Annotated in this window: 17 protein-coding genes; 4 read left to right on the forward strand and 13 right to left on the reverse strand. The window is 64.0% G+C overall.

Going from position 1 to position 19,093, the window contains the following annotated elements; genetic code table 11:
- Together IWX87_RS13500 and IWX87_RS13505 are read right to left on the reverse strand one after the other, a co-directional pair.
- Positions 1 to 114, reverse strand: a 114-nt coding sequence (locus IWX87_RS13500) for an FAD-binding protein (RefSeq protein WP_196864049.1), incomplete at its 3' end; no start/stop codon positions are given.
- Positions 115 to 232: 118 nt separating this feature from the next.
- Positions 233 to 1,873 carry an acyl-CoA synthetase gene (locus IWX87_RS13505; protein ID WP_196864050.1) on the reverse strand — a complete coding sequence of 547 codons (1,641 nt, stop codon included), beginning with the start codon at positions 1,871 to 1,873 and terminating at the stop codon, positions 233 to 235.
- A gap of 181 nt (positions 1,874 to 2,054) precedes the next feature.
- Between IWX87_RS13505 and IWX87_RS13510 the strand changes: the two genes are divergently transcribed.
- Together IWX87_RS13510 and IWX87_RS13515 are read left to right on the forward strand one after the other, a co-directional pair.
- On the forward strand, positions 2,055 to 4,100 hold the full coding sequence (locus IWX87_RS13510; protein ID WP_196864051.1) for a PAS-domain containing protein: 2,046 nt from the start codon (positions 2,055 to 2,057) through the stop codon (positions 4,098 to 4,100).
- Positions 4,097 to 4,837: a response regulator transcription factor gene (locus tag IWX87_RS13515; protein WP_196864052.1), complete on the forward strand. Its 741-nt coding sequence runs from the start codon at positions 4,097 to 4,099 to the stop codon at positions 4,835 to 4,837. Before IWX87_RS13510 ends, IWX87_RS13515 begins: the two co-directional genes overlap by 4 nt.
- Positions 4,838 to 5,053: 216 nt before the next feature.
- On the opposite strand, the gene IWX87_RS13520 is transcribed toward IWX87_RS13515, so the two are convergent.
- The 4 genes from IWX87_RS13520 to IWX87_RS13535 all read right to left on the reverse strand — a co-directional run bounded on the left by IWX87_RS13520 (position 5,054) and on the right by IWX87_RS13535 (position 9,355).
- A complete protein-coding gene (locus IWX87_RS13520; RefSeq protein ID WP_196864053.1) occupies positions 5,054 to 6,076 on the reverse strand; it encodes a D-2-hydroxyacid dehydrogenase family protein in 1,023 nt (340 codons plus the stop codon).
- Positions 6,073 to 7,458 (reverse strand): MmgE/PrpD family protein, encoded by a 1,386-nt coding sequence (locus IWX87_RS13525; RefSeq protein WP_196864054.1) that lies wholly within the window; start codon positions 7,456 to 7,458, stop codon positions 6,073 to 6,075. The genes IWX87_RS13520 and IWX87_RS13525 overlap by 4 nt, the downstream gene beginning before the upstream one ends.
- Before the next feature lie 113 nt (positions 7,459 to 7,571).
- Entirely contained in the window at positions 7,572 to 8,543 is a 972-nt protein-coding gene (locus tag IWX87_RS13530; RefSeq protein ID WP_196864055.1) for a tripartite tricarboxylate transporter substrate binding protein, read from the reverse strand.
- A gap of 74 nt (positions 8,544 to 8,617) precedes the next feature.
- The gene (locus tag IWX87_RS13535) at positions 8,618 to 9,355 is read right to left on the reverse strand and encodes a GntR family transcriptional regulator (protein ID WP_196864056.1); all 738 of its coding nucleotides are present in this window, start codon (positions 9,353 to 9,355) and stop codon (positions 8,618 to 8,620) included.
- A gap of 227 nt (positions 9,356 to 9,582) precedes the next feature.
- Between IWX87_RS13535 and IWX87_RS13540 the strand changes: the two genes are divergently transcribed.
- A complete protein-coding gene (locus IWX87_RS13540) occupies positions 9,583 to 9,768 on the forward strand; it encodes a CsbD family protein (RefSeq protein WP_196864057.1) in 186 nt (61 codons plus the stop codon).
- A gap of 220 nt (positions 9,769 to 9,988) precedes the next feature.
- On the opposite strand, the gene IWX87_RS13545 is transcribed toward IWX87_RS13540, so the two are convergent.
- The 7 genes from IWX87_RS13545 to IWX87_RS13575 form a co-directional block, all read right to left on the reverse strand.
- Positions 9,989 to 11,308, reverse strand: coding sequence for a tryptophan--tRNA ligase (locus IWX87_RS13545; protein ID WP_196864058.1), 1,320 nt, complete (start codon positions 11,306 to 11,308; stop codon positions 9,989 to 9,991).
- 21 nt (positions 11,309 to 11,329) lie between these two features.
- Entirely contained in the window at positions 11,330 to 11,998 is a 669-nt protein-coding gene (locus tag IWX87_RS13550) for a site-2 protease family protein (RefSeq protein ID WP_196864059.1), read from the reverse strand.
- A gap of 34 nt (positions 11,999 to 12,032) precedes the next feature.
- Positions 12,033 to 12,668, reverse strand: coding sequence for an L-threonylcarbamoyladenylate synthase (locus IWX87_RS13555; RefSeq protein WP_196864060.1), 636 nt, complete (start codon positions 12,666 to 12,668; stop codon positions 12,033 to 12,035).
- Between the two features lie 10 nt (positions 12,669 to 12,678).
- Positions 12,679 to 13,584 carry a DMT family transporter gene (locus tag IWX87_RS13560; protein ID WP_196864061.1) on the reverse strand — a complete coding sequence of 302 codons (906 nt, stop codon included), beginning with the start codon at positions 13,582 to 13,584 and terminating at the stop codon, positions 12,679 to 12,681.
- A complete protein-coding gene (locus tag IWX87_RS13565; protein WP_196864062.1) occupies positions 13,581 to 14,444 on the reverse strand; it encodes a 3',5'-nucleoside bisphosphate phosphatase in 864 nt (287 codons plus the stop codon). The genes IWX87_RS13560 and IWX87_RS13565 overlap by 4 nt, the downstream gene beginning before the upstream one ends.
- Positions 14,445 to 14,913: 469 nt before the next feature.
- Positions 14,914 to 16,656 carry a single-stranded-DNA-specific exonuclease RecJ gene (gene recJ / locus IWX87_RS13570; RefSeq protein ID WP_196864063.1) on the reverse strand — a complete coding sequence of 581 codons (1,743 nt, stop codon included), beginning with the start codon at positions 16,654 to 16,656 and terminating at the stop codon, positions 14,914 to 14,916.
- Positions 16,657 to 16,696: 40 nt separating this feature from the next.
- Positions 16,697 to 17,683, reverse strand: a complete 987-nt coding sequence (locus tag IWX87_RS13575; RefSeq protein ID WP_231374795.1) for a hypothetical protein — start codon at positions 17,681 to 17,683, stop codon at positions 16,697 to 16,699.
- 60 nt (positions 17,684 to 17,743) lie between these two features.
- On the opposite strand from IWX87_RS13575, the gene IWX87_RS13580 reads away from it, so the two are divergent.
- Positions 17,744 to 19,000 carry a lipoprotein-releasing ABC transporter permease subunit gene (locus IWX87_RS13580; RefSeq protein WP_196864065.1) on the forward strand — a complete coding sequence of 419 codons (1,257 nt, stop codon included), beginning with the start codon at positions 17,744 to 17,746 and terminating at the stop codon, positions 18,998 to 19,000.
- The last annotated feature ends 93 nt before the right edge of the window (positions 19,001 to 19,093 follow it).

Genomic DNA, 19,093 nt, shown 5'->3' on the forward strand with positions numbered 1-19,093 from the left:
CTGCTTCAGGCGAATGGCCGCCGACAGCCCGCCCGGGCCGCCGCCGACCACGACCACGTCGTAGTCCATCGATTCTCGGGGTCCGTGCTGGGACAGGATGTCTGCTGGAATCATGATTTATAAGTAAAAAAGGTCTTTTGCGCACGCCAGTCGTGCGTAAGCAGCTATTAATTAAGTAGCAACTGTCGGTGCAATGCCGCAAGCTTCAATGCGTTACGCCAGGGCGTGCCCTTCATTCCATGGCGGACGCTGAACGCAGTTGCTTCCTGAGCACGAACTTCTGGATTTTTCCGGTCGAGGTTTTCGGCAGCGTGCCGAACAGCACCTGCTTGGGCACCTTGAAGCGCGCCAGTTGCGCGCGGCAGTGATCAATGATCTCGGCCTCGGTGACGCGGGCCCCATCGCACAGTTCGACATAGGCGCAAGGCACTTCGCCCCATTTGTCGTCGGGCTTGGCAACCACGGCAGCCACCATGACGGCCGGATGCCGGTACAGCACTTCCTCGACTTCCAGGCTGGAGATGTTTTCGCCGCCCGAGATGATCACGTCCTTGCTGCGGTCCTTGATCTTGACGTAGCCGTCGGGATGCACCACCGCCAGGTCGCCAGTGTGGAACCAGCCGCCGGCAAAGGCTTCAGCCGTGGCCTGCGGGTTCTTCAGGTAGCCCTTCATCACCAGGTTGCCCCGGAAGAAAATCTCGCCCATGGTCTGGCCGTCGGCGGGCACCGGCCGCATGGTTTCCGGGTCCAGAACGGTGATGGACTGCTGCATCGGATAGGCCACGCCCTGGCGCGCATTGAGTGCGGCGCGCTCGCCAATCGGCAATTTGTCCCAGCCGGCCTGCTTGGCGCAGACGGCGGCGGGGCCGTAGACCTCGGTCAGGCCATAGACATGGGTGATGTCGATGCCAATGCGCTCGCAGCCTTCAATGATGGCCGCTGGTGGCGCGGCGCCGGCAATCAGGCCGGCAATCGGGTGCGAAATGCCGGCGCGCAGCACCTGCGGCGCATTGATCAAAAGGCCGTAGACAATCGGCGCGCCGCACAGGTGCGTGACGCGGTGTTCGCGGACCAGCGAGAAGATCAGCGCCGGGTCAACCTTGCGCAGGCACACGCTGACGCCCGCCTGCAGCGCCAGCGTCCAGGGAAAGCACCAGCCGTTGCAGTGGAACATCGGCAGCGTCCACAAATAGACCGAATGGCGCGGCATTTCCCAGGTCACCACGTTGGACACGGCGTTCAGGTAGGCGCCCCGGTGGTGCGTGACCACGCCCTTGGGGTTGCCGGTGGTGCCGCTGGTGTAGTTCAGCGCGATGGCATTCCATTCGTCGGACGGCAGCGACCAGTCGTAGGCCGCGTCGCCGGTCTGCAAAAAGGCCTCGTAGTCCATCTCGCCCAGCAGCGTGCCGCCTTCGTGCATCGGGTCATCGACGTCGATGACCAACGGGCACGGCTGGCGCATCAGGTTGAGCGCCCGCTCGATCAAAGGCGAGAATTCGCGGTCGGTCAGCAGCACCTTGGCCTCGCCGTGGTCGAGCATGAAGGCCAGCGCTTCGGCGTCCAGCCGGGTGTTCAGGGTGTTGAGCACCGCGCCCAGCATGGGAATGCCGAAATGCGCTTCGAACATGGGCGGCGTGTTCGGCAGCATGGCCGCGACGGTGTCGCCCACGCCGACGCCGCGCAGCGCCAGCGCGCTGGCCAGGCGGCGGCAGCGCGCATAGGTTTGCGCCCAGGTGAAGCGCGTGTCGCCGTGGATCAGTGATTCGCGGTCAGGGTAGACGCGTGCCGACCGCTCCAGGAAACTGATGGGGGACAGCGCGGTGTGGTTCGCGCTGTTGCGTTCGAGTCCATGGTCATAGGCGGTCGTGGGCATGTCGGCAGTCTCCTGGTTTTGGCGCCTCGGCAGGCGTGAAGTGCGTCCTCCGTGAAGAGGTGGAGTCGATGATGGCAGCCGACTGTTGCGCAATTTCGGGGCAAATGTATCGAATGATTGCGGCCATCCGGCCAGCGCGGCAGCGCCCTAGAATGGCCCAATCCGCCGGAGCCTGCCTTTCATGCCATCACACGTTTCCCCTGACCCCCAGCCAACCCACAACCGGCACGAGTTGCTCCAGGCAGGGCTGGACCGGCTTGACCAGGGGCTGACGGTGATCGACGGCAACCTGCGCATCGTCGCCTGGAACAAAGCGTTTTTGCGCCTGCTCGATTTCCCCGAGGACATGGCGTTTGTCGGCGCCACCTTCGAGTCCTTCATGCGCTATAACGCCGAGCGCGGCGAATACGGGCCGGGCGATGTCGAGGAACTGGTGGCCGAGCGCATGCGCCTGGCGCGGCATTTCACGCCGCACTACACCGAGCGCGACCGGCCCGACGGGCAGATCCTGGCGGTGCGCGGCGAACCCCTGCCGCACAACGGCTTTGTCACGCTGTACACCGACATCACCGCCAGCCGGCGCCACGAGCAGCAGATCGCGCAGCACAACGTCGAGCTCGAACGCCGGGTGGCCGAGCGCACGCAGGAACTGCAGGCGACCAACCGGCGCCTGATCGTCGCCGACGACGCCAACCAGCGCATCACCGAGGCATTGCGCCGCAGCGAGGAAAACCTGCGCCTGATCACCGACACCGTGCCGGCGCTGATCGGCTACTTCGACCACCAGGAAATCTACCGCTATGCCAACAAGGGCTATGCCGACTGGTTCGGCACGGTCCGGGAAGGCGTGGTGGGCCATGCCATCCGCGACGTGCTGGGCGACGAGGTCTATACCGATGTGTCGCGCCACGTGCACCAGGCGCTCAAGGGCGAGCGCGTCAGCTACGAATACGCCATGCGCCGCCCCGGCGGACGGCTGGTGTATGCGCGCAGCGAACTGGTGCCCGAGTTCGACGCCGACGGCCGGGTGGCGGGCTGCTTTGTGCTGTCGGTCAACATCACCGACCTGAAGAACACCCAGGCGGCGCTGGTGCATGCGCAAAAAATGGAAGCCGTCGGGCAGCTCACCGGCGGGCTGGCGCATGACTTCAACAACCTGCTGACGGTGGTGATCGGCAACCTGGTCACGCTGCAGCAGCGCTACCCTAACGAGCCCGACATGGCCGAATACGTGTTGCCGGCGCTGAAGGCTTCGCGCCGGGGCGCCGCGCTCATCAAGCGGCTGCTGGCCTTTTCGCGCAAGCAGCCGCTGTCGCTGCGCTCGGTGAACATGGCCCACATGGTGAACGAAACATTGCTGCTGCTCAAGCGCACGCTGCCGGCGCATGTCGCCGTGACGGCCACGCCCATGAACGAGCCGGTGTTTGCCATGACTGACGCGCAGCAGCTTGAAAATGCCTTGCTCAACCTGGCATTGAATGCGCGCGACGCCATGCCCGAAGGCGGCCAACTGACGATCAAGGCCGCACGCAGGGTGCTTGGCGCCGCGCAGGCGGCCGAATTCGACGTGGTGCCGGGTTGCTACGTGGCGCTGAGCGTGTCCGATACCGGCGTTGGTATGGACGCGGCCACGCAGGCGCGCGCCTCCGAGCCTTTTTTCACCACCAAGCGTTTCGGTTCGGGCAGCGGCCTGGGGCTGTCGATGGTGTATGGCTTTGCCAAGCAGTCGGGCGGCGGCATCTGCATCCAGAGCGCGCTGGGCGAAGGCTGCGTGGTCACGCTGGTGCTGCCGTGCACCGACGACGAAATCCTCGAAGCCGAAACGCTGCCCGGCCCGCAGGCACTGGCCGGCCGGCCCGGCGCGCAGCGACCGCTGGTGCTGCTGGTCGAGGATGATCCCGACGTGCGCCGGGTGATCCGGCTGCAACTGGTCGGCCTGGGCTACCCGGTGATCGAGGCCGACCATGCGGCCGATGCCCTGCAGCTGCTGGCCAGCGTGCCGACCGTCGGCATCCTGGTGTCGGACCTGGTGATGCCCGGCGGCATGGACGGCCAGGCGCTGTGCAGCGCAGCCAGCCAGCGCGCGCCGCATGTGAAAGCCCTGCTGATCAGCGGCTATTCCGACGGCGATGCCGCACCCGTTGGCGCGCCTGGCGGTATTTTGCTGCTGAAAAAACCGTTCACCGCCACCGAACTGCAGCAGGCGTTGAACGGCCTGGGCGCATGACCGCCGGCATGTTCCGCCAGCCGGAGGGGCCGCGCTGCATCTACCTGCTCGACGACGACCCCGACATTTGCCGGCTGGTCGGCAGCACGCTGCGCGAGTTTGGCTTCGAAACGGTCGAATGCCACACCGCCGCCGAACTGCGCCGCCTGCTGCTGGTGCGGGTGCCCGACCTGTGCATTGTTGACCTGGGCCTGCCAGACGCCGACGGCATGGACGTGGTGCGCGAGCTGCAGGCGCGCCATGCCTGCGGCGTGATGGTGCTGACCGGGCGCGGCTACCTCAGCGACCGGGTCATGGGGCTGGAGCTGGGTGCCGACGACTATGTGGTCAAGCCCTTCGAGCCGCGTGAACTGGTGGCTCGCGTGCGCAGCATTTTGCGGCGCCGCGACAAGGCGCCCGGCGCCCAAACGCCAACGCCGGCGCGTTCGCACATGGCCGAGTTTGGCGGCTGGCGTTTCCGTGCCGACTCCAATTTGCTGACCTCGCCGGGCGGCGAGGAGTGGACGCTCAGCGCCGGCGAGTCACGCATGCTGCTGCAGTTTTTGCAGCGGCCCAACCGCATCCTGGACCGCGAGCAGCTGTGCGGCGACCGCGACCTGTCGCCACTCGACCGCAGCGTCGATGTGCGGGTGTCGCGGCTGCGGCGCAAACTCGAATCCGACGCCCAGCACCCGACGACCATTCGCACCGTTTACGGCGCCGGCTATTTGCTGGCGGCCGAGGTGACGTGGTTGTAGGGAGGGATGGAAGTTCGGCCCGGCTTCCATTTGGGAGCGCATTGCTGAAACGCCTTTTTTTTCCCCCTCTGTCATTGCGGGCTTGACCCGCAATGACAAAAGAGAAGGCGGCGCTTCAAGTCGAAGAAGCGAAGTCGTTAAATTTTTGCATAAAATAAGCCGTTTGCGCACGACTGGTATGCGCAAGCAGCTATTGATTAAGGAGCAAAAAAGCGCTCAGGTGGCGCTGGCGCTTTCGCCCATGACACGCACCAGCGGCTGTCCTGCCAGCCAGGCCGTCAGGCATTCGCCCACGCCCGAGGCAAAACGCGCAAACACCGGTTCGGCGACAAAGCCCAGGTGCGGCGTCAGCAGCGCGTTGGGCAACTGGCGCAGCGGCGAATCGGCCGGCAGCGGCTCGACATCGAACACGTCGAGCGCGGCAAACCCCGGCCGGCCCTGTTCAAGCGCCTTGACCAATGCCCCGGTGTCGATCAGCGCCGAGCGCGAGGTGTTGACCAGCAGGCTGTCCGGCCGCATCAAGGCCAGGTGTGGCGCGTTGAGCAGGTGGCGCGTCGCCGGGGTGGGCACCAGGTGCAGGCTGACGACCTTCGACGTCGCCAGCAGTTCTTCCAGCGGCACGGCCAGGGCGCCGTGCGCGGCGGCGCGCTCGGGCGTCATGCGCGGGCTCCAGGCGATGACCTTCATGCCCAGCGCCTGGCCTACTCTCGCCACGCGCCCGCCGATTTCGCCAAGGCCGATCAGCCCAAGTGTTTGCCCGTGCAGCACGCCAGCGAGCGGCCGTGCGGTGTCTGGCCGCCACTGGCCCTGGCGCAGCAGCGCAGTTTGGGCTTCCAGCTGGCGGGTGGCGGCCAGGATCAGCGCCCAGGTCATCTCGCAGGTGCTTTCCTTGGACGGACCCCATTCGGTATGGCTGACCGGAATGTCGCGCGCCGCCAGCGCCGCCAGGTCGAGCGTGGTGTTGCGCGTGCCGGTGAAGACCAGGTAGCGCAGCCGGGGCAGTTGGGCGAGCAGTTCAGCGTCGAACGGCGTGCGGTCGCGCACCAGCACCATGGCATCGGCGTCCTTCAGCGCCTCGACCAGCGCCGCGCCGCTAAGGGGCTGGTGGTGCAGGGTGACGTCGGCCAGCGCCTGGATCGGCGCCCAGTCCACCAGCCGCCGCAGCGCCTGCTCGGCATCGCCGACGACGACGATGCTGGGCCGCGCGCCTGGCACGGCCGGGTTCACCGGCGCGTTCATGCCTGCGGCACCGCCAGCGCGGCCAGTGCGCGAACGCCATCGGCAGCGGCCAGGTTCCAGCAGGCGCTGATCAGCTCGCGGCTGGCGGCCGCGCCCAGTACCGGGTCCGACAGGCCATGGAATTTGGCTTCCAGGTTGGCGTCGGTCATCGGGTTTTGCAGCGAGCCGATGGCATGCTCGACAAACACATGCACGCGCTGGCCGTCCTTCAGGACCGCCGTGACATCGGCACTGGCCTCGTCGATCGAGTCATCGACCGTCGCCACCACCTTGCGGCGCAGCGCCACCATGTCGGCGCGGTTGACCACCGCGTCGGAAAACTCGTCTTCTGCCGCCCGGCCAAACGTCAGGCCTGCCGCGCAGCCGTGGTAGACGCTGAACTTGGCCTGCAGGCCGTCGGCGGGTTCCTTCTTGCCGGTGAGTTCGAGCACCAGCGAATGCACTTTCAGCTCGATGCTTTCCACCTGGTCGGGCGTCACGCCCCGGCGGCCCAGCTGCACGCAGGCGTCGATGCTCGGGTGGATCACGATGCCGCAGGCAAAGGGCTTGTAGCTGTTGAAGGAGATTTCAAAGCGCTTGCCCAGTTCGTCGGTGATTTCCAGCCAGTCGTTCTTGGTGGACACCGTCTGCATCATGCCGCGCGGCGCTTCCAGCGCCCGGGGGCTGGCGGTGTAGCCCTGGGCGGCCAGCAAGGCGGACATCAGGCCGGCACGCGCGGCGGCGCCGGGGTGAAACGGCTTGGTCATGGTGCCGAACTGCTCGCGCATGCCAATCGGCTGCGAGGCGGCAATGCCCAGCGCCATGGCGGTCCTGCCGGCGTCGAGTTTGAGCAGGCGGGCGCACGCGGCGGCAGCGCCCAGCGTGCCGGTGGAGCCGGTGATGTGCCAGCCCCGGTCGTAGTGGTCCGGGTACATCGCATTGCCGACGCGGCAGGCCACGTCGATGCCCAGCACCAGCGCGTCGAGCAGCTCGCGGCCGCTGGCGCCTGTGTGCTCGCCAAGGGCCAGCAGGGCAGACGCCACCGGCCCGGCCGGATGGATGATGGTCTTGAGGTGCGTGTCGTCAAAGTCGAAGGTGTGCGAGGTGATGCCGTTGACCAGCGCGGCGCTGGCAATGTCGACCTTTTCCGCACGGCCGGGCAGCGTGGCCTGGGGCGCGGGCTGCAGGAACATGACGGCCGCGACGGCCGCGTCTGCCGCCTCGTGGCGAGCGGCGCCGACGGCGCAACCCAGCCAGTTCATGAAGGTGCGGTGCGCCTCGTGGTCCACGGCGTCGCTCCAGCCGCCCGACAGAAAGCCGGGGTGGTTGGCGACGAATTCAGCCAGGATCTGCGTGACGGGCGGGGCGTGGTGGTCGGCGGCGACCTGGGTGTTGCGGGCCATGAAGTGGTTTTTCCTGAAAAGAGATGGAGAATTATGATGTGACTAATATGCTATAAAAAACATAGCTGTTTATGCAATAGCAGCATGCGCAAAGACGCTTATTGGCTTGAAACTTAGCTGTCCAGCTCGATCTTGCGTTCCTTCGCCAGCTTGGTCCAGCGCGCGATGTCGGTCTTGATGAAGGCCGCAAATTCTTCCGGCGACATCACGATGGGCTCGATCGCCTCGACCGCCAGCTTCTCGCGCAGGTCGGGCGCCCTGAGCACGGTGGCCAGGGTTTCATTCAGTTGCTTGACGATGGGTGCCGGCATGCCCGCCGGCCCCACGACGCCGTACCACTGCTGCGCATCGAAACCCTTGAAACCCGACTCGTCCAGCGTCGGCAGGTCCTTGAACTGCGGGTGTCGTGTCAAGCCGGTGACGGCCAGCGGGCGCACCCGGCCCGAGCGGATGTGCGGAATGGCGGCAGCAAGGCCCGGAAACATCGCCTGCGTCTGCCCGCCGATCAGGTCGGTGAAGGCTGGCGCCACGCCCCGGTAGGGAATGTGCACCATGAAGGAATCGATCTGCTGCTTGAACAGCTCCATGGTCAGGTGCGTCAGCGAGCCCTGCCCGGCCGAGCCGTAGCTGACTTGGCCCGGGTGCTTCTTCACGTAGTCGATGAATTCCTTGACTGTCTTGACCGGCAGGCTGGCATTGACCACCAGCACGTTGGGCGTCGCGCCGATCATGCCGATGGCGGTGAAGTCCTTGACCGCGTCATAGGGCAGTTTGCGCGTGGCCGGGCTGGTGCCGTGCGTCGCCACATAGCCCTGCATCAGTGTGTAGCCGTCGGGTGCCGCGCGCGCCGTGGTCTGCGCGGCAATCACGCCGCCGCCGCCGCCCTGGTTGTCGACGATGAAAGGCTGCTTGAGCAGGCTGCCCCAGCGCTCGGTCAGCGTGCGCCCGACCATGTCGCTGCCGCCGCCCGCCGACACCGGAACGATATAGCGGATCGGTTTGCCCGGGTAGGGCGTCTGCGCAAAGGCCAGGCCGGGGGCATAGAGGAGTGCAGGGGCTGCCTGCAACAGGGTGCGTCGTTTCATGGTTTGTCTCCAGTGAGTGATTGACAGGTGGATGGATGCCGCTGCCGGCTTGGGGCCGGTCTTGTGGCTGCTTCTTATTCAGAAATTGATGCTGCTGGCAGGGTGGTTTGCAGCCGTGGCGGCAGGGCTGCGTCGCGCAGTCGCGCATAGGCGTCACCCACGTGGTGCGCCATCAGGGCCTCGCAGCGCAGCGGATCGCTGTCCTGAATCGCCTGTACGATCGCCACATGCTCGTGCATCGATGCCTGCATGCCCAGGTCTTGCGCGAGATTTTTCAGCCGCGACAGGTGCAGCTTTTGCACGATGCCGCGGTAGCTGTCGATCAGCTGGCCGTTGCCCGCCGACTCGACAATGGCCCAGTGAAAGTGCAGGTTTCCACCGTAGTAGCGCTGCACGTCATGCTGGCTGGCGGCCTCTTGCATGGCATGGACCGATGTGTCCAGAAAGGCTGCCAGCGCGTGGCGTTCACGGTCTGGCAAGCTGGCCGCGCAGCGCCCGGCAAAGCCGTCGAGCAGGCCGCGCATCTGATAAAGGTCGCGGATTTCAACAGCCTGCAACTGGCGCACAAAAACGCCCGAATGCTTGCGCGACACCACCAGCCCGGAACTCTCCAGCGCCCGCAAGGCCTCGCGCACCGGCACGCGCGACACCTGCAGCCGGCTGGCCACGTCGGGCTCGTTGATGCGCTGGCCGGGCACCAGTTCTCCTTTCAGAATGAGCGCCAGCATGTCGTCGCGCACCAGCTTGGACAGCGAGGTGTCGCGGACGTCAACCAGTCGGTCGGCTGGGGATTCGGTGAACCAGGGCAGCATGGGCATCCAAATTTGTATTTGTTATATCGTATACGAAAAAGAAAAGCCCATTTTTTGATGAATGCCTGAGCGGGTGCTGCAAGTCTTTGCATCACAAATCAATCGCTTTTATTCACGTCATTTTCCTGTAGGAAGTTGCCCACGTGTTTTTGCGCCAAATCCCTGTTTTCTGGATGACCACGCGCTATTAGCCTGAACACATCATCAACTTGGAAAAGGATTTCGACATGAACAAGGATCAAGTCAAGGGCGCCATGAAGGATGCTGCAGGCAAGGTGCAGTCCAAAGCGGGCGAGATGACCGGCAGCACCGAGCAGCAAGCCAAGGGAATGGCCAAGCAAGCTGAAGGCAAAACCCAGAAAAAGGTGGGCGACGCCAAGGAAGTCGTGAAAGACAAGATCGACAAGGTCTGATGCTAATCCGCACCGGCTTGCATTGACGCAGCCAGTGGCATTTTTCGGTTTCTGCTATTTGACCTGCCGCTGGTTGCTCGCGCTGATTGGCAATAAAAGCATATTCAGTGATTGAATTTTCAGGGTTAAAGCCAGAAAATTCAGAGCAATTCTTTCAAGCCACAAAAAAGGCCGGTTTTTCAACCGGCCTTTTTACCTTTGCACCAGACTGAAGCGCGCTTCAGTCTTCCGAAGCGCTGAAGAAAGCCAGCGCCGTATCGAGTTTGCCGGGACTGAGGTCTGGCGTCGCTTCAAGCATGTTTTGCAATTCAGCCAGTGCGCCTGAACCCTGTTTTTGCAAGGTGGAAATTGCAAGCGCTGCTTCCTTGGGGGCGGCAAATCCAAGGCTTTGCAAGAGCAAGCGCCCCTGCGCATCCAGCAGTTTGAAGTAGAACCTGCCGTCTTTTTCGCGGTATTGCTTGAAAGCCGGGGCAGCTGCTTTGGCTGCCTTGCTTTTGCTCGCCGCCGGGGCTGAAGAACCCAGGTTGCGCAGGCCCACGGCGCGCCGCAATTCGCCCATGAATGGCGCCGCCACCGCCCGTGCCTTTTCGGCGCCGGCTTGCAGCAGCTTTTCGATTTCCTGCGGAGTGGCGATCAGTTCCTGGTAGCGCTCGCGCATCGGCGCGACTTCCTGGTCGATACGCTCGAACAGTATCTGCTTGGCATCGCCCCAGCCCATGCCGTCGGCATAGGCCTGACGCAGACCAGCGGTTTCGCTTTCACTGGCAAACGCCTGGTAGATCTGGAACAGCGCAGAGCCTTCGGTGGCTTTGGCTTCGCCGGGCGCACGCGAATCGGTGACGATGCCGGCGATCAGCTTGCGCAAGGCGTCGCGCGGCGTGAACAGCGGAATGGTGTTGTCGTAGCTCTTGCTCATCTTGCGGCCGTCCAGGCCCGGCAGCAGGGCGACCGATTCCTCGATGGCTGCTTCGGGCAGCACCAAGTGGTCGCCATACAGGTGGTTGAAGCGCTGCGCCATGTCGCGCGCCATTTCAATGTGCTGGATCTGGTCGCGCCCGACCGGCACCTTGTGCGCCTTGAACATCAAAATGTCGGCGCCCATCAGCACGGGGTACATGAACAGGCCGGCCGTCACATCGGCATCCGGGTCATTGCCGGCAGCATCGTTCTTGTCCACCGAGGCCTTGTAGGCATGGGCGCGGTTCAGCACGCCCTTGCCGGTGACGCAGGTCAGCAGCCAGGTTAGTTCGGTGATTTCCGGGATGTCGGACTGGCGGTAGAACATCACGCGTTCCGGGTCCAGCCCGGCGGCCAGCCAGCTGGCGGCGATCTCTAACGTCGAGCGCTGGATGCGCGCCGGGTCGCCGCACTTGATCAGCGCGTGGTAGTCGGCCAGAAAATAAAAGCTCTGCACGCCGGGCAGGCGGCTGGCCGCAACCGAGGGGCGGATCGAGCCGACAAAATTGCCCAGATGCGGCGTGCCGGTGGTGGTGATGCCGGTCAGGAAACGATGAAGCGGAGCGGAAGAAGTGGAGGTCATGCGGAAAATGAAAATGAAAAATCAGCGCAGCAAAAACGCCAGTGGAGAAATCAGGAGGTTGATCAGGCCGTAGCCGAAGGTCATGAGCGGACGCAGCCAGAAGGTGCCGACAACGCCGACCAGCACCAGGCCCATGACAATGAAAAAGCCCCAGGGTTCAAGGCGCGAAACCATCTGCGCCTGCTTCCAGGGCAGCAAGCCGACCAGAATGCGGCCGCCGTCCAGCGGCGGCAGCGGGAACAAGTTGAAGGCCCACATCACCAGATTAACCAGAATGCCGGCTTGCGCCATCTTGAGGAAAAATGGTTCCTGGATGCCCATGGCCGCCAGTCCCACCAGCATCAGCGCCCAGAAAATGGCCTGCGCAAAGTTCGATGCCGGACCGGCCAGCGCCACCCAGACCATGTGGCGTTTGGGGTTGCGCAGGGCGCCAAAATTCACCGGAACCGGCTTGGCGTAGCCAAACAAAAAAGCACCCGAAGTGGCGAAGTACAGCATCAGCGGCATCAGGATCGTGCCCACCGGGTCGATGTGCTTGAGCGGGTTCAGTGTGATGCGGCCCTGCACGTAGGCCGTGTTGTCGCCAAAATGGCGCGCCGCGTAACCATGCGCGGCTTCATGGATGGTGATGGCGAACAGCACGGGAAGTGCATAAATGGCGATGGTTTGAATCAGGTTGGCAATGTCCATAGCCTGATTGTGTCAGACCCCTACTGACCCTGCCTCAGAGCCCCAGTGGTGCCAACTCGCCCCGGCCCTGCCGGATCACCACCGGGTCGCCGCCGTCGGCCATGGGCGTGAGGTCGATGACCGTGGTGGCTTCCTTGTAACAGGCGCCGGCGTCGATCACTGCGGCGAGCTCGCGCTCCAGCGGGCCGGGGATGTCCTGGGGGTCGCTGATGGATTCGGTTTCACCGCGCGGAATCAGGGTCGTGGCCAGCAAGGCGCCGCCATGCAGTTCCAGCAGCGCTTGCAGCGTCTTGTGGTCGGGAACGCGCAGGCCGATGGTCTTGCGTGACGGATGGCTCAGGCGGCGCGGCACTTCCTTGCTGGCTTCAAGTATGAAGGTGTAGGGGCCGGGAGTCGCGCCCTTGATCAGGCGAAACTGCTTGTTGTCGACCCGCGCGTAGTTGGACAGCTCGCTCAGGTCCCGGCACAGCAGCGTGAGGTGGTGTTTGTCGTCCACCCCGCGAATGCGGCGCAGGCTGTCGGCTGCCGCCTTGTCGTCCAACTGGCAGACCAGCGCATAGCTCGAATCGGTCGGCACGGCGGCGATGCCGCCGCGCTGGATCAGGGCCACCGCCTGCTTGAGCAGGCGCACCGGCGGATTGTCGGGATGCATTTCAAATAACTGTGCCATGGCAAAACTTTCAGGATTCTGTGGCTTGGATGAGGACGCGGCTTTCGCGCACGGCCAGCCATGCGCCGGTGGCGCCGCACACGGCAATCATGCCCATGCCGAGTAGCGACAGGTCATCGGGAACATGGGAAAACGCCAGCCACCCACCCAGCATGGCAAAGCCGATCTGGGCATACAAAAAAGGCGTCAGGGTAGAAACAGGTGCTCTGGCATAGGCCAGGATCATCATGTAATGGCCGACGGTGCCCATCAGTCCCATCAACGCCAAGCCGGCCCAGAGCGTCCACGAGTCCAGCGAAGTCCAGGCAAACGGCAAGGCCAGCGACGCCAGCAGCGTGCCAACCCAGCCGGTGTAGAAATGCATGGTGACCGGGTCTTCAGTGCGCGCCAGCCGGCTGGTCAGAATCTGGAACCAGGCATGGGAAATCACCAGGCCCAGTGGCAGCAGCATGGCCCAGCTGAATTGGTTTCCGCCTGGCCGGATGATGATGAGCGTGCCGACGAAGCCGCCAATCACCAGCGCCCAGCGCAGCACCGACACCCGCTCGCCCAGCGTGAGCGATGCCAGCAGCGTGATGACCAGCGGCGTGATCATGACAATTGCCGTGAACTCCCCCACCGGCATGTGTTTGAGGCTGAAAAATGCAAACATGCTCGTCGTCAGCAGCAGCACGCCACGCAGGCACTGGAATTTCGGATGCGCGGTGCGCAGCAAACTCCAGCCACGCGAAGGCAGCATGGCGACAGTGGTCGCAATGGCCTGAAAGGCGTAGCGAAACCACACCGCCATGAACACCGGCACGCTCAGCGAAATGATCTTGGTGGTGGTGTCCAGCACGGCAAAGCAGGCCACCGCTGCCACCAGAAGTGCAATCCCCGCCAGCATGTTGGGAGGTGTCCTGCTCGCGCCGCTCATGCCTGGATGCGGCCAGCCAGCAGTTCCCACACAGGCGTCAGGTCGCCAGCCAGGAAGGGCAGGGTGCCCAGGTCGGTATGGCTTTCATCGGGGCTGTGAAAGTCGCTGCCGCGCGAGGCCGCCAAGCCAAATTCCTTGGCCGTTTCGGCGTATTTGATGAATTCCTGCTTGGTATGGCTGCCGGTCACCACTTCCACCCCGCGCCCGCCATGCGCCTTGAACTCGGTGAACAGCGCATATTCGGCATTGGCTGAAAAGTTGTAGCGGCCCGGGTGCGCAATCACCGCAATGCCCTGCGCCTGTGTGATCCAGGTGACAGCATCCTTCAAGGTCGCCCACCGATGCGGCACGTAACCGGGCTTGCCCTCCGTCAGGAATTTGCGAAAGACTTCATAGGTATCCTTGCAAACGCCGGATTCCACCAGATGACGGGCAAAGTGGGTACGCGAAATCAGTTCAGGATTTCCAACGAATTTCAGTGCGCCTTCAAAAGCACCGTGAATGCCCGCCTTGGCCAGCGAGTCCGACATTTCCCGGGCGCGCTGTTCGCGGCCGTTGCGGGTGTTGTGCAGGCCTTGCCTCAGTGCGGCGTCGTCAGGATCGAAGCCCAGGCCCACAATGTGAACCGTTTCGCCGGCAAAGGTCACGGAAATCTCGGTGCCGGTCAGGTAGGCCATGCCTTGCGCCTTGGCGGCGGCGGCGGCTTTGTGCTGGCCGCCCACTTCGTCATGGTCTGTCAGCGCCCACAACTCGACGCCATTGGTTTTGGCGCGTTCTGCAAGTGCTTCGGGGGTCAAGGTGCCGTCAGACACGATCGAGTGGCAATGCAGGTCGGCGTTCAGGATATTTTGCGGTTTCACAGCCTAATTTTAGGCTTTATGAAGAGTTGGCGCCGGAGTGCCCGGTTTTCTTCCCGATGCGTTTGGAACATAACCACGGCTTGGCGAGTGTTGGCTTGACCAAAAATGGAACAGGAGTGCTGTGGAAAGCGCCGGGGTCAGGCAAAAAATCGGGATGGGCGCAGCCCGAACGGTCATTGCCGCTGGATTTTTAATAACCAACAACTTTGGCGCAAACCCGGCACGGGAAGGAAATGTTTGATGGACAAGCACCCCTGCGCATGGCTTTTCGAGCTTTTCAGCGCAGACCGAAATAAGACAGGACGACGCCAATGATGACGACAAGGCCGACGATGTAAATGATGGTGTTCATGATTTCCCCTCTGGTAGGCTGGACGCTCCGGTGCGGGCTCCTTATAAAGCCGATCATCACCCCCACGGTGATGGGCAGATGTAGGCTGCCTGACTGAAAAATCGTCGGACAAATCCTTTATGGCCTGGGCGACTGGATTTCTGCTGCCTCAATGAGAAACTGCACGCGCCGGATGCCTTTCCATTCATTGGTATCCAGCCGGAACGCCAGCGTCACACGCGCTGGCAAAGTTTCGGTGTGGCCGAACCAGATGCCGTCCACCGGCTCGCCCCGGTGCTTGAGCTTCAGCGACAAATGCTTGTCGTCCCCCACCAGCCGCTGCGACACCACCTCGACCTCTTCGCTGAAGGTCGGTGCGGCAAAGCCCTGGCCCCAGACTTCCCTGTGCAGCGTGTCGACCACGTCGGCGCTTCGGTATTCGGGCGCCAGCGGGCCGTCGGTGTCCAGCCGGCGCATCAAGGTGGCCGCGTCCAGCCATTCTCTAGCGACCTGTTGCAGCCCATGCTCGAACTGCTCGAAATGTTCCTCTGAAATCGTGCAGCCGGCGGCCATGGCATGACCCCCAAAACGCAGCAGCACGCCCGGATGGCGCTTGGCGACCAGGTCGAGTGCATCGCGCAGATGAAAACCCGGAATCGAGCGGCCCGAGCCTTTGAGCTCATGCTCCTTGCCCGGCGCCTGGCTGGCGGCGAACACAAAGGTCGGACGGTGCAGATTGTCCTTGATGCGCGAGGCGACGATGCCGACCACGCCTTCGTGAAAATCGGGGTCGAAAATGGCAATCGCCGGGGGGGGCTCCTCGTCCTCGTCGATCATCGCGTCGGCCGCCAGTTGCGCCTGTTCGCGCATGCCGGACTCGATGCTGCGGCGTTCGCGGTTGATGCCGTCGAGCATCTGCGCCAGCTCGTCGGCCCGTGCCGGGTCGTCGGTGGTCAAGCATTCAATGCCCAGCGTCATGTCGGCGAGCCGGCCGGCGGCATTGATGCGCGGGCCCAGCGCAAAGCCGAAATCGAAAGTCGTCGCCGTGGGTGCCTGGCGGCCGGCGGCCTTGAACAGGCTGGCAATGCCGGCAGGCAGCGCGCCTGCGCGGATGCGCTTCAGGCCCTGCGCCACCAGCCGGCGGTTGTTGGCGTCCAGCTTCACCACATCGGCCACCGTGCCCAGTGCCACCAGCGGCAGCAGCGTGTCGAGCTTGGGCTGATGGGCCGCGTCAAACACGCCGCGCGTGCGCAGTTCGGCCCGCAATGCCAGCAGCACGTAAAACATCACGCCGACGCCGGCGATGGACTTGCTCTCAAAAGTGCAGCCGGGCTGGTTCGGGTTGACGATCACATTGGCGTCGGGCAGGCCAATCTGCTCGTTGAACAGCGCGGGCAAATGGTGGTCGGTCACCAGCACCTGCAGGCCCAACGCCCTGGCGCGGGCCACGCCGTCGATGCTGGCAATGCCGTTGTCCACCGTCACCAGCACCTCCGCACCGGTGGCCTTCACCCGCTCGGCAATCGGCGCGGTCAGGCCGTAGCCGTCAACGATGCGGTCGGGCACCAGGTAGCTGACGTGCCGGGCACCCAGCAGTTTCAGCCCGCGCAGCGCCACGGCGCAGGCGGTGGCGCCGTCGCAGTCGTAGTCGGCGACGACGCAGATTTTCTGGCCGGCGGCCATGGCATCGGCCAGCAGCACGGCCGCTTCGTGGGTTCCCTTGAGCGACGGCGGCGGCAGCAGCCGGGCCAGTCCGTCGTCGAGTTCGTCAGGGCCGTTAACACCGCGCGCGGCATACAACTGCGCCAGCAAGGGGTGGATGCCGGCCTGCTGCAGTGCCCAGACGCTGCGCGGGGGCACGTCGCGTACCTGTATTTTCATGGTGCGGGTCTCGAATCAGTTGGATAGATGACTATGATTTTCATAGCTGCTTGAGTACGTCCAGTGGGCGCAAAGGGCTAAAAAGGCTTGACATTTTTCTCCACAACCCGGTGCGGTGTGTCTCGAAGGTCTGGGCGCTGCTTTCGCCGCACAAGGTTAGCCGCACCGATTCGCCGCGTTGCTGCCGGGCCAGCAGCGCAGCCATGTCGCCTGCCTCCAATGCGGCCCAACCCTGCGCATAGGCAGCCCAGTCTTCCCGGAAAACCGCATTGGCCAGGCTGCGCGGCGCGCTGGCTTGGGCTTCGCCAAGGGTGTTGTTCAGCGCCTTCTCTACTGCGGGTGAAGCCGCACCAGGTTCGGCAGGCAAATCCCCGGTGCCGCTGATCCAGAACGAATTGACCGGCAACTGGCGCCGTGCCTCGCGCTCGTCATTGGACGGATGCGTGTAAAGCAGCATCTGCATCTCATTTTGCAGGCGCCGCAAGGGCGCGGCGCTTTTCGTGTCCGGCAGCCACGCGTCCACATTGCGCGCCAGCACCCGGTCAATCGAGGCTGTCGGCAGGCCACGAAACAACTCGCCCTCGGCCAGCCAGCGCCCCGGTGCCAAATAATGCAGCGTGATGCCGTCGGTTTCAAAATAGGGTTGCATCAGCGCCAGCAGGCTGCGCGATTCGTCTTCCCGCAATGCAAGCTGGGCCGGGTCTGTCAGCGTTGCATGCAGGTGGCCCATGGCCCAGTGGCACGGCGTGATCCAGGCCCAGGCCTTGTCAGCGCCGGCTTGCAACTGCTCCACGGCTTCGCTGGCAGCCCAGGGCAGCAGGCCATCGGCCGTGTCCAGCGTGGCCAGGCCCCGGGCGCGGGCCAGGGCGCGTTCATGCGGCGGCGAGAGCGATTCGGCATCGCGGGTATCGGTCTGCACCAGCTTCATGCCCTGCAACAACTGGCCCAGACGCTTGAAGCTGTCGGGCGCCAGCGATTGCAGCGTGGGCAGCCAGGCTTCGGCGCTGCAGGCAGCAAAGGGAATCAATAAATGGGGGGTCGAGTCAAGGCGCATCGGCCTATTGTCCGGGATGCCACAATCGCTGGCATGCAAATCCCCTATGAGCTGATTTTGGGCTGGCGATACACCCGCGCTGGTCGCGCCACCCGGCGAAACGGTTTTATTTCCTTCATTTCAGGCGTCTCCATGCTGGGCATTGGGCTGGGCGTGGCGGCACTGATCATTGTGCTCAGCGTGATGAACGGCTTTCAGAAAGAAGTGCGCGACCGCATGCTGGGCGTGATCTCGCACATCGAGGTGTTTGCACCCGGTGGCGGCGCGCTGGCCGATCCGCAAAAAACGCTGGCTGAGATTCGCGCCAATCCGAATGTCGTCGGCGCTGCAACATTCATAGCTGCCCAGGCCCTGCTGGCGCGCGGCGAGGACATGAAAGGCACATTGGTCCGGGGTATCGACCCGGCGCTGGAGGGGCAGGTGACCGATCTGGCGGTGGAACTGGAAAAAACCGCTTTCCCCAAGCTGGTCAGCGGCGAATTCGGCGTGGTGCTGGGCGGTGAACTGGCGCGTGCCATGGGCGTGCGCGAAGGCGACCGCGTGACACTGATCGCGCCCAGCGGCCAGGTGACGCCGGCCGGCGTCGTGCCGCGCCTGAAACAGATGACGGTGGTGGGCACGTTTGACTCCGGGCATTTTGAATACGACTCGGCGCTGGTCATGATGCACCAGGACGACGCCGCGCGGATCTTCCGGCTCGAGGGGCCGACCGGCATCCGCATCAAGCTCAAAGACCTGCACCAGGCCCGGCAAGTGGCGCTGGCGCTGTCGAAAACCCTGAGCGGCGACCTGTTGATCCGCGACTGGACGCAGCAAAACAAGACCTGGTTTGCCGCCGTCGAGCTGGAAAAACGCATGATGTTCATCATCCTGACACTGATCGTGGCGGTGGCGGCCTTCAACCTGGTCAGCACCTTGGTGATGACGGTGACCGACAAGCGCGCCGACATTGCGATTTTGCGCACGCTGGGCGCCAGCCCGAAAAGCATCATGGGCGTGTTCATGGTGCAGGGCGCGATGGTCGGCGTGATCGGCACACTGTCCGGCCTGCTGCTGGGGCTGCTGGTGGCCTTCAATATCGATGTGATCGTGCCGGCGCTGGAGCGGCTGCTGAACGCCAACTTCCTGCCCAAGGACATCTACCTGATCAGCCGCATGCCCAGCGAGCCGCAGTACAGCGACATCATGCCGATCGTTGTCATTTCGCTGATCCTGGCTTTTCTGGCCACCATCTACCCGAGCTGGCGCGCCAGCCGCGTGAACCCGGCAGAGGCGCTTCGCTATGAATAAGACCCCCACGCTCCCCACTTCGTGTGGTTCGCTGCCCCCCGAGGGGGCGCTGCGCCTGCGGCCCGGCGAAGCCGGTTCCGCGGCCCCTACTGG

The organism is Polaromonas sp. CG_9.7 (genome assembly GCF_015752205.1).
GTDB lineage: Bacteria > Pseudomonadota > Gammaproteobacteria > Burkholderiales > Burkholderiaceae_C > Polaromonas.